Raw genomic sequence first — 11328 nt, 5'->3', positions numbered from 1 at the left:
TACTCACCCGTTCGCCACTCTTCACCGAAGTGAAGCGTTCGACTTGCATGTATTAGGCACGCCGCCAGCGTTCATCCTGAGCCAGGATCAAACTCTCCATTGTCCTTCTATCTCTTCAGACAACTTTGGTCTGTTTAGCTCTTTTTTATTTCTTTAACTTAATTGACGTTGTGTTTTATTCTTTCCTGTTCAGTTTTCAATGTCCTCTCACTTGACTCTCTCGTCGAGTGCCCATTTATATTACCATCCCCTCTCCCTTTTGTAAAGCTTTTTTTCTGTATTTTTTTATCTTTTTCTCTATTTCCCTCTTTTTCTGCCTTTATATCAACGTTTTTTCTATTGATCTTTTTTGATGTTTTTTTATAATTTGGTGTTTATAGAGTATTTTAGATATTGTAAAAAGAAAAATTATTATACTTATTTTTATAAAAAAGAAGCCCTTAAATAAAGGCTTCTTTATAATATTTTATTTAGCTTTTTCTTTTTCAACCAATGTATGAATATATTCATTCACTTGATCATGTAAATCTTCTCTATCTAAGGCAAAATCAATAGTTGCTTTGATAAATCCAAATTTATCCCCTACATCATATCTCTTTCCTTCAAAATCATACGCATACACTGCTTGTCTATCTAACAATCTTTTAATGGCATCTGTTAATTGGATTTCTCCTCCTGCTCCTTTTCCTTGTGTTTCTAACAATTCAAAGATTTCAGGTGTTAACACATATCTTCCTAAGACTGCTAGTTGACTTGGTGCTTTCTCTACTGCTGGTTTTTCTACCATATCTGTTAGTTTTACCAGTCTTCCTTTTGCTGGATGTGATTTTGATGGTTCTACGATTCCATATTTGCTGACATCTTTTTTATCGACTGTTTGTACTCCGATTACTGATGCTGATGTTTTACTATATTGTTCTATTAATTGTTTTAAAGCTGGTTTCCCTTCTTTATTGACAACCACATCATCTCCTAATAAGACTGCAAATGGTTCATCTCCTATAAAAGATTTAGCACAAAGTACTGCATGTCCTAATCCTTTTGGTTCCTTTTGTCTGATATAGTAGATATTGGCCATATCTGCTATATCTTGGATCATTTTTACTTGTTCTAGTTTTCCTGATTCTTTTAATCTTTCTTCTAGTTCATAGTTTTTATCAAAATGATTTTCCATTGCATGTTTATTACTGTTTGTAATAATCAGTATTTCTTCTATTCCACTGTCTACTGCTTCTTGAATGATATATTGGATTGTTGGAATATCTACGATTGGCAACATTTCTTTAGCGATTGCTTTTGTTGCTGGTAGAAATCTTGTTCCTAATCCTGCTGCTGGTATAATTGCTTTTCTTACTTTTTTATTCATTTTATTTCCCCTTTTTACACTTTAACTTAACATTATCATTTTTTTAATTTTTATCAAGACTTATCTTTTCTTTATTAAAAATAAAAACTATTTTTCTTCCTCATAAAATAATTTTAAAACCAATTCTGTTAATTTATCTTGGTCAACAATAAATTCATCATGAAACTTTCCTTTTTGATTTTCTCCTGGTAAAGAATAATAATCTTCTTCATCAATTGAATAATTCAATATCATATCAGTATAATTGTCTATTTCTTTCAAAGTTACATTTGTTGTTAATTGATTATAAAACTCATACATTTTATTAAGTGTAGATTTATAATCATTATTTAAATTCATCTTCAATTGATTAATATAAGTTTCTATATAAAGTTTCTGCCTTTGCATTCTAGTCCTATTAGAAAAATCCTGTGTAGTATTTCTTACTCTTAAAAACGTCTCTACATTATCTTGGGTAATCGTTAATTCTTGGCCTTTTTCCCATGATGGATCAATATCTACATAATCATCATCTAAAACAATTTTCATATTTCCAACAACACCTTGCATATCCTTTAAAGTACTTATATCAAAAGAAGTATAATTAACAAGAGGAATATCTTTTAATAATTTAGATATGGCATTTTTTGTTAAAATACAACCATATTTTTTATCTTTTCCGTATGAATAAGCCAACCCTAAATATTGATTATCCCATCCAAGATCATTTACTTCACTATCAAATAAATGAATGTTACAAATTGTGTCCCTTGACAAAGATAAAATCTTAATTTTTTGTTGATCTCTATCAAAAAGAATTAATTCAATTACATCACTTTGTCCTTGATTCTTACTTTCATTGCTTGTATCTATTCCTAAAAATAAAATTGTTTTTATATTTGTTCTATATTGATAATCCTTTCCATCTACCGTTATATAACGATAGCCATTTTCATCAAAATCCACACTTTCTTTATTTCATCATTTATTTGAAATAATACAACAATTAAACATAGCACTAAAATAGCTATTACTGAAAAAATAAGAATCCTTTTTTTCTATTTTTCTTAGATTTCATTTTTTACTAACCTCTCAATAATTAAAAATAGGAATCAGAAATCTGATTCCTACTTACTATTAGTCATTTTTCTTTTTCTTAACAACGAAGAATACTACTTCAACTAAAGCAACAATACCTACTACAACATATGGTACTACATTTGTTGTATCGCCTGTTTTCTTGCTATCTTTATTTTTATCAGCATCAGATTTATTTGTATCATTTAATTTGTAAATAACAGCTACTGGTGATAAATCATCAAAATGTTGTGTAATTGATTTATTTTCAAAATCAACTTTACTAGGTGTTAAAATTTCCCAAGTATTTCTTACTGTGCTATAGTGAAGTACTTTTACATTTTTCAATGTATTTACTAAATTAGGTACTTCCCATGTTACAGTAACATCTTTTTGTTTTGGTAACAATTTATGTGTTGATACTTCATAAATCGATAAATCTTGAATTTCAGTTAATAAATGATATCCTGATAAATCAACATCAGTAATTAAAGTAGCTAATTGTGATGGATTAGCATTCACTTTTTTTATTAAATCAATAATATCACTATTTACTTCTGCTTTAATGTATGTTTCATCATCAGTAAATAGAGCATTATATAAATTTGGATCAACTTTTTGTCCATTTACATATAAATTATTTTGATCAACTGCTCCATTTTTAGTAATACTAGGTAATGCAAATACTGATGTAAAACTTAAGCATAATGTTAACATTAATGCAATAGCGCTTAACATTTTTTTCATTCTTATTTTCCCCCCCCTTTTATCATTAATAGTAATAATATCCATAGTAATTATAATAATCTGTTTGATGTTTATCTATACGATTCAATACAACTCCAACTATCTTACTTCCAGTTCTGACCAAACCATCTTTCACTTTCTTTACAGATTTTTTACTTACAAAGTTATTACGAACAACAAGCAACACACCATCAGATTGTCTACCAACAATTGTTGCATCCGCTCCAATTCCCATTGGTGGTGTATCTATAATAATTAAATCAAATTCTTCTTTTAATTTTTCTAACATTTCTTCAAATTTAGAACTAAATAATAATTCTGTTGGATTAGGTGGTTTTTCCCCAGCTAAAACAACGTATAAACCTTCAATATCTGTTTCATAAACATAGTCTTCGCTTTGTCCACTAATATATTCACTCATTCCGTTAACTCTTATTTTTACAGTGAAATAATTTTTTAAACTTCCTTTTCTTAAATCGCAATCCATTAATAAAACTTTTTTCCTAATTCAACATAGCTTTTTGCTAAATAATAAGCTGTTGTTGTTTTACCTTCATTAGCAATTGTACTTGTTAATGAAACTACTTTTAAATTGCTTGTATAAAGGAGATTAGTTCTTAGAATCTTATAGGATTCATTTATACTACTATCATCAACTAGTTCTTTGACTTCTAATTTTCCTAACTTCATGTTATTTTTTTCTTCCTCCTTTACGTGATTTAGCTAAGTCTTTATTTTCACCAATTCCAGCTAATACAGGCACACCTAATGTTTTTTCAATATCATCAATACTTCTTACCTTATCATTTAACATAAATTGAATAAATAAACCTCCAACTCCTGCTACTAAGCCTAAAAGCATTCCCATAAGTAATACCTTTTTATTTGAAGTATTTATTTTATTATTATTAACTACAGCCTTTTCAACTGTATAAGGTTGTTTTGATTTAATTTCTTCTACTGTATCTATACCACGTTCTACTAATTGATTTGCTAAATCTGCAGCAGTTTTAGCACTTGTATTTGTAACAGTTATTTTAATAATACGTGTATCTTCAATTGTTGAAATTGATGTTGAATTATTTAATTGATCATAAGTCATGTTAAGAGCTAAATCAGCAATAACACGATTTAATACTGGTCTACTTTTAAAAATAACCATATAATCACTAGATAATTCTGAATTCAATTGTAAATCTGAAACAGAAATTTGCGTATTAGCATCTCTCATATAAATTAATGCAGTTGCTTGATACTGTGGTACTTCTATTTTCCATAAATAAAAAGCAGCACAAAGTGCACCAACAAGAATTGTTACTACACAAATATACCAATATTTTTTATATGATAAAATAGTTCCCTTAAATCTATTTCAATTTCATTTTGTTCTTCTTTATTTATATCCATACTTTCCTCCTATAAGTAATGATTTGGTTTAATTATAGTAAATTATGTCAAAAAAATGATGTATTATTGCAAAAAATGCATAAAAAAATTAATTTTACTATTTATTTACTTATATTCCATGCTTTTTATTGATAAATTATCTATTATTTTCATCTTTCATCGTTAACATTCTATATTGTCTTAATACAACTCTTACCCTATATGTTGCACATTTTTTAGTTTGATATAAAAACATTAATCCTAAAAATATAAATAAAATTACTAAAAACATTTGAGAAAATAACAAAAAAATAAATGCATATATAAAAGATATAAATGCTAAACTTCTATTCATAGCATATTGAGAATTAATTCTTTCTGCTTTTTCATTTCTATCATTAACTTCTAAATAAGTTTTACAATGTTGAAAAACATACATATGTTCTGTTGATGAATACTTAGTATTTTCTCTTTCACCTAAAATATCATCAGCCATTTTTTTAAACGCTTCTAATTCTAACTTGTTTTTTATAACAGTATCATTTAAGAAACAAGATGTTGCTTTAGATCTATATTTTAGAAATTTATTATCTATAATGGAAGTTATCTCTTTAATAATTAATCCTACTAAATAACTTAATAAAATAAATATAATAATCATAATACTTTCACTAGATCCAAATGGATTAAAAAGATTAATATCATATATTCCTAATCCTACAATTCCTATCATCATGATCAAACCAGTTAATAAAACTCCAAAAAAATCATATAATCCTAATTTTCCAATTGCTTCATCCATATGTATTCTCCTTATGTATCAACTATTTTTGTATTCTAACATAAATTTTATAAATAGAAAGAATAAAAAATAGAGATAATCTTTTATGAATAAGTTTATCCCTTGATATTGTTGTGTATATTTTATATTTTTTAAAACAATGATACTACATATTCTTCTATATCTTTTTCTTTTATTCCTGATTTTTTAAAAATATATTTACATATTTCTCTTACTTCATTTTCGTGTTCAACGTCCCATTCTTTATCAAATTTATTTAAGATCCGATAACTTCTTTGTATTATTATTTTAGTATTTCTAATAATCCATTTTTTCATAAGTTCTATATTTTCTTCTCTTTCCTTACCAAAAATTAATCTGTTATCATATTTATGAGCTTCTTGGTATTTACTATCTATAAAAAACTTGCATTCTTCAAACGTATCATCACAAAAACAATCCATCAAGTAATTATTTTTAATAAACGCATTTTTATTTAATCCTGAATGATTAATTAACCAATCAGGCCAATTATTATTTTGACCCCTTTTATCCTTATCATTTTTAGAATCAATTTTATAAAATTCTAAAATTCTTGTCATTTTATATTTCCAATTATCTGCTCCATAAGCCCCAGGACTAAAACTACACTTAACAGGCATCATATTTCCAATAAAATAATAAACTGTAGCAAAGCTTTTAAGATAGGGAGTTATCTCTTCGCAAATTACTTTTTTATTTTCACATATACAATTTACAATAACACTACCATCTTTATATATTTTTTCTTCATTTATTGATTCTAAAAAATCATTTAATGGTTTCTTTATAGAAGTAATAATATCTGCTGTTAATTCGTATCCCTCCGCACAACTTTTTAATTTATTACCTTCAATATACCACCCTACACTACAACAAGGATACATTAAGTATGATTTCATAGCATCTTTAGATACCTCATATTCACTTGATGTATTATTTTTCACTAACATTTTATCAATCATATCTTCTATTTTACTATTATTCATAATATCTTCCTTCTATTCAATTATTGAAAATAATCATAATATAGCTATGTAGTTGAAATACAAAGTTTACGATTTTACTAATCACCTATATTTTAACATCTTGCTTAAATTTTTCTTCTACAATAAAAAGAAATAATTTCTTTTCCATTATGTGATAAGTCACCTTATAGTTTATCCTTCTTACCTCAAGAAATAGATATTTTAGAATCATATTAAAACATCTTCTATTAGCACTTCCTAAACCGATGCATAAGTAAATATTTAATTATGTACTTCAACGTCTTCTGTCCCTATCACTTCATACAATTTATATGTAAATCTTATTGCTTTAAATTCTATAATAATGAAATTTCTTAATTTTAAATTCTGAATAAAATAAGACTCATTCTCGTACCATGAATCTATTTTATTTTTCAGAAAAAGTCATGCTATTTTACCCTTTCATTCTAACTATAAGGAACAAAATTAGTATATCTTTTCCCTACATTTTTATTTTATCCTTTACAATCATACAGCACCATTGTTCAATTTGAGATAAAAGACTATCCATTAATTACAACCCTCTCATCTTCATCAACACTATTATAACTATCAACCGTAATTATTCTTGATTTGAATTATTTTAACGTTATTAAAAACAACTTCCATAAATATAGTTTCTGCTATCTTGAAATTGTATCCTACATAATCTGATGTTAAGAATTTCAACTATATATTTCTTCTTATCAAAAAAAGTACTTATCCCCCTTGCTTCAAATTCTTCATCATTTATTAACATCTTTTTTCTTCAATTCTTTGCATAATTTCAAAATGTATCTATTTTTCTGAATATTACGTAACTACTTGCGACACAGCACCACCAAATATAAACATTAATCCAACTAAATCTGATAATAATTTATAAAAATTTGTACTTTCTTTATCATCATCTTATTTTAATCCATAATAAGTTGCACTATCAACAATTATATATCACGACACAAGACTCTACCATCTAAGTTTTTATAACCTTAATTATCATTAATTTTCAATTATATCATAATCCATTCAAGAATTTTATATAGCTCTATACTTATAATTTTTTTAAAATTCCGGAATTTGTTTCTTCATTTCCCCTTAGAAAATTAGAAAGGCATATAGCTGATCGGAAAGAGAGGTTAAAAAATGACAAAACAGAGGAGTGAATATTTAATCGGTTACACAAAAATATATGAACTTATTAAACCATGTAAAGGAGACAAATAATGAAAATAGAATGTTGTATAATTTCGACTATGTTTGAGATTCTAATTAGTGGGATTTTAAAATATTTAATTGCAAACACAATACACCTCATCATCAATAGAAAAAATATAAAAATAAAAGAAAAAACAAAAAAAATAATAATTAAATTCGTAAATTTGGTTATCGATTTAACTTTTAAAGCAATTTGTAACCATGTAACATTTTTCTTCTGGATCTTTGAGATAATTACTATTTGGATACTTAATTTTTCGTTAAAAACACATTAAATGAAAAGTGGTAGCATAGCATTATGTTACCACTTTTTTTAGCTATATTTTTGAGCATGAAATAAAATAATATTATTATCACAGTAGTTAACGATACAGTAATCAAATATGATTTTGAAACAATATTTGAAAGAAAGTAAAGCTTATATTAGATTTGTTCATACTCTTTTAAATTTTATCATTAATTTAGCCAGCAGATGATCATTTTATTATCTATACTACTTGTTTGAGAATAATTAATCACCATTATTATCTGTCCACATTTCGCATTGTCTGATAACAATTTCCATCGCATATTTCATATCTTCTGGAGGATAATTATATTTTTTTAAAAGCCTCTTAACCATTTTCCTCATTCCGGCACGAGCAGATTCTTTCTTTTCCCAATCAATCGTTCTAGATTTACGAAGCGATTCGGTCAATTCTTTGGTAATTGCTATCAATTGATCATTAGTATAAAAATCCTTTACAGCCTTTGGTTTCGTCAATGCATCATAGAAAGCAAGCTCTTCATCAGTAAGCCCCATTGCATTTCCTTTAACATGTGCATTTGCAATATCTTTGGCCATTTTCATAAGTTCTTCTATAACTTCTTCATTCGTAAGCATACCATTAAGATATCCTTTAATAACTTTATTAAGCATTTCAGAAAATTGTTGAGATTTAACAACATTTGTTCGCTTGTATATTGTAACTTGCTCTGAAATTAATTTTTTTAATAATTCAACAGAGAGATTCTTCTCTGGAATTTTAGCTACTTCTTCCATAAAAGTACTATCAAATAAATTAAATTCATTATCAACATCAGCAAATAAGTTAATGACACCGTCGCTTTTTACACTTTGCTTTAAAAGTTCATTAATCTGCTTATTTATCTCTTTCAAAGATATTGGACCTGGCTTTTCTATTTTAACCAATATAGATCGTACAGTCTCTAAATATGCCTCTTCTCGACGTTCATCAGCAGTAGCAACGCTCTTCGAAAGTGAAAAAGATTGACGCATTAAATATGCTTCTTTAATAAAGTTCTCTTTTGTTTCTAACATTTTAGGAGCAGAAAGAAAATTAACACCACCCGTAATAAGTTCTGATCTTCTAAGATCACTTTCTGTATTAATAAACTCAGTATAATTAAAACCATACATCAATTCCCGACAAACTTGTAATTTTTCCTGGAATTTAATATAAGCAGTTGAAGATACATCCATGTTGCTATAATTCTTACGATCTTGATCAGTATATTGTTTCATAGCTACTTTAAGCGCTGAAGCTATACCAATATAATCAACAATTAAACCTCCTTCTTTATCCTTAAACACACGATTTACACGTGCAATCGCTTGCATAAGATTATGGCCTTTCATAGGTTTAAAAACATACATAGTTGACATTGATGGAACATCAAATCCAGTCAACCACATATCTACAACTATAGCAATCTTAAATTCACTATTATTATCCTTAAATTCTCGTGCAAGATCCTCACGATACTTTTTACTGCCAGTATATTTTTTCCATTCCTCTGGATCCTTATTGCTACCAGTCATTACAATTTTAATTTTATCTTTCCATTCTGGTCTAAGGTCATTTATGATATGCTCATAAATTTTAATTGCCATAGGACGAGAATATGCAACTATCATTGCTTTCCCTGTTTGTTCATACTGCCGATAATTTTCATAATGTTCTACAATATCTCTGCAAAGGGAATCTACTACCTTAGGAGTACCTAATACTCCATCAATCTTAGTAAGTTCATGCTTACTTTTTTCTATATCAGTTTCATTAGCCTGATCCTTAATACTTTCATATAATGCATCTATTTTTGATAACGTATCCTCATCAAGTGAAAGTTTAATTACTCGACTTTCATAATAAATCGGTCTTGTTGCACCATCGGCTACTGCCTGAGTCATATCATAAATATCTATATAATTACCAAAAACTTCTAAAGTATTTCGATCTTCTAATGCTATAGGCGTACCAGTGAATCCAATATATGTAGCATTTGGCAAAGCATCACGTACTCTTCTAGCATTGCCTATAGTAAGTCTACCAGTTTTAGCATTTACCTTTTCCTCAAAACCATATTGACTTCGATGTGCTTCATCTGCCATCACAACAATATTTCGTCTTGAATTTAACGGCTCTTCGCTTTCTTCAAATTTTTGCATAGTAGTAAATATTATTCCATTTGTCTCTCTACCATCCAACCAATTTTTAAGTCCAATCTTGTTAGATCCAGCTCTAATTTCATCATCAGATAAGCATCTTTTATCAGCATGAATCGGTGTCTGACGTAAAAAATTCTTACATTTTGCAAACTGAGCAAAAAGTTGATCATCAAGATCATTTCTATCAGTAATGACAACTATTGTCGGGTTGTTCAAAGCAGATTGTAATAATTTAGCGTAAAAAACCATGGATAATGACTTGCCACTTCCTTGTGTATGCCAGAATACACCACCTCGACCATCTCCACCATCTGAACTTGCTTTTTTTGTTGATTTAATTGCTTTTTTTACAGCAAAGTATTGATGATAAGCTGCTAATATTTTTGCCGCTCCACCTGTTTCATATGAAAAACAAATAAAATTATGAATAATATCTAAAAATCGACTCTTAGTAAACATACCTTTCATTAAAGTCGTAAAATCAGCATATCTAGTATCTTCATAATTCCCATCAACTGTTTTCCATTCCATGAATCGATCTAAATTTGCTGTAATAGTACCAGCTCGCGTTTCTGTCTGATCACTAATGACACAGAATGCATTATAGATGAAACAACTTTCAATTGATTTCATGTAGTTTCTTATTTGGAAATATGCATCCTCAATTGTTACAGAATCTGCTTTTGGAGATTTTAATTCCATAACAACAACCGGTAATCCATTTAAAAATATAATAATATCTGGCCTCCTAGTTTCGTATTCTTCAATTGTCCATTGATTAGCTACATAAAAACTATTTAATGATAAATCATTATAATCTACAAGATATACTAGAGTACTAGTTATTTCTCCTTTATCTTGATAAGAAACTTCGACACCATTTTGTAAATAGTCCATAAAGACTTCGTTTTTTGATACAAGTGCACCCGCTTCATAATTTGTAATTTTATAAATAGCTTCTTCTATTGCTACTTCTGGCAAATCTGAATTAATTCTTTCAAGAGAATTACGTAATTCATCCAACATAAGAGGTTGTCGATAATCTCTTTCTACCTCTGGTCCGTAAATATGAGTATAGCCCATTTCCTCAAATAATTCTAATATAGAATTTTCATAACTTGCTTCTGTAAATGAAAACATACTATGCACCTCCTTATACAATGATATAGTTTTTTATAATAATTCTGATTTATATTTTATACTTAATTATATATGAATGAAACTAATATTCATAAATATTACCACCATTATCTTTAAGTAACGCTAAACAATAATTTAG

Annotated in this window: 9 protein-coding genes and 1 rRNA gene; all 10 read right to left on the bottom strand. The window is 27.6% G+C overall.

What is annotated here, in order from left to right:
• Nucleotides 1-103 (bottom strand): 16S ribosomal RNA (locus tag C7U54_RS14115); the annotation flags it as partial.
• A 363-nt stretch (nucleotides 104-466) separates the two neighbouring features.
• Nucleotides 467-1366 (bottom strand): UTP--glucose-1-phosphate uridylyltransferase GalU, encoded by a 900-nt coding sequence (galU, locus tag C7U54_RS14110; RefSeq protein WP_107030690.1) that lies wholly within the window; start codon nucleotides 1364-1366, stop codon nucleotides 467-469.
• 87 nt (nucleotides 1367-1453) lie between these two features.
• Nucleotides 1454-2311 carry an LCP family protein gene (locus C7U54_RS14105; protein WP_107030689.1) on the bottom strand — a complete coding sequence of 286 codons (858 nt, stop codon included), beginning with the start codon at nucleotides 2309-2311 and terminating at the stop codon, nucleotides 1454-1456.
• A 171-nt stretch (nucleotides 2312-2482) separates the two neighbouring features.
• Complete coding sequence (locus C7U54_RS15340; protein WP_107030688.1) at nucleotides 2483-3169, bottom strand: FHA domain-containing protein; 687 nt, start codon at nucleotides 3167-3169, stop codon at nucleotides 2483-2485.
• Nucleotides 3170-3194: 25 nt separating this feature from the next.
• On the bottom strand, nucleotides 3195-3656 hold the full coding sequence (locus tag C7U54_RS14095) for a CpsD/CapB family tyrosine-protein kinase (RefSeq protein WP_107030687.1): 462 nt from the start codon (nucleotides 3654-3656) through the stop codon (nucleotides 3195-3197).
• A complete protein-coding gene (locus C7U54_RS14090) occupies nucleotides 3656-3859 on the bottom strand; it encodes a P-loop NTPase family protein (protein ID WP_107030686.1) in 204 nt (67 codons plus the stop codon). Before C7U54_RS14090 ends, C7U54_RS14095 begins: the two co-directional genes overlap by 1 nt.
• A gap of 1 nt (nucleotide 3860) precedes the next feature.
• The gene (locus tag C7U54_RS14085; RefSeq protein WP_241522623.1) at nucleotides 3861-4481 is read right to left on the bottom strand and encodes a YveK family protein; all 621 of its coding nucleotides are present in this window, start codon (nucleotides 4479-4481) and stop codon (nucleotides 3861-3863) included.
• Between the two features lie 231 nt (nucleotides 4482-4712).
• Nucleotides 4713-5357: a hypothetical protein gene (locus C7U54_RS14080; RefSeq protein WP_107030684.1), complete on the bottom strand. Its 645-nt coding sequence runs from the start codon at nucleotides 5355-5357 to the stop codon at nucleotides 4713-4715.
• A 131-nt stretch (nucleotides 5358-5488) separates the two neighbouring features.
• A complete protein-coding gene (locus C7U54_RS14075; RefSeq protein WP_107030683.1) occupies nucleotides 5489-6364 on the bottom strand; it encodes a hypothetical protein in 876 nt (291 codons plus the stop codon).
• A gap of 1747 nt (nucleotides 6365-8111) precedes the next feature.
• On the bottom strand, nucleotides 8112-11189 hold the full coding sequence (locus C7U54_RS14065; RefSeq protein WP_107030681.1) for a type I restriction endonuclease subunit R: 3078 nt from the start codon (nucleotides 11187-11189) through the stop codon (nucleotides 8112-8114).
• Nucleotides 11190-11328 lie beyond the last annotated feature (139 nt).

It is taken from the genome of Faecalibacillus intestinalis (genome assembly GCF_003024685.1).
Taxonomy (GTDB): Bacteria; Bacillota_I; Bacilli_A; order Erysipelotrichales; family Coprobacillaceae; genus Faecalibacillus; species Faecalibacillus intestinalis.
This window is presented reverse-complemented; position numbering and strand designations above follow the sequence as displayed.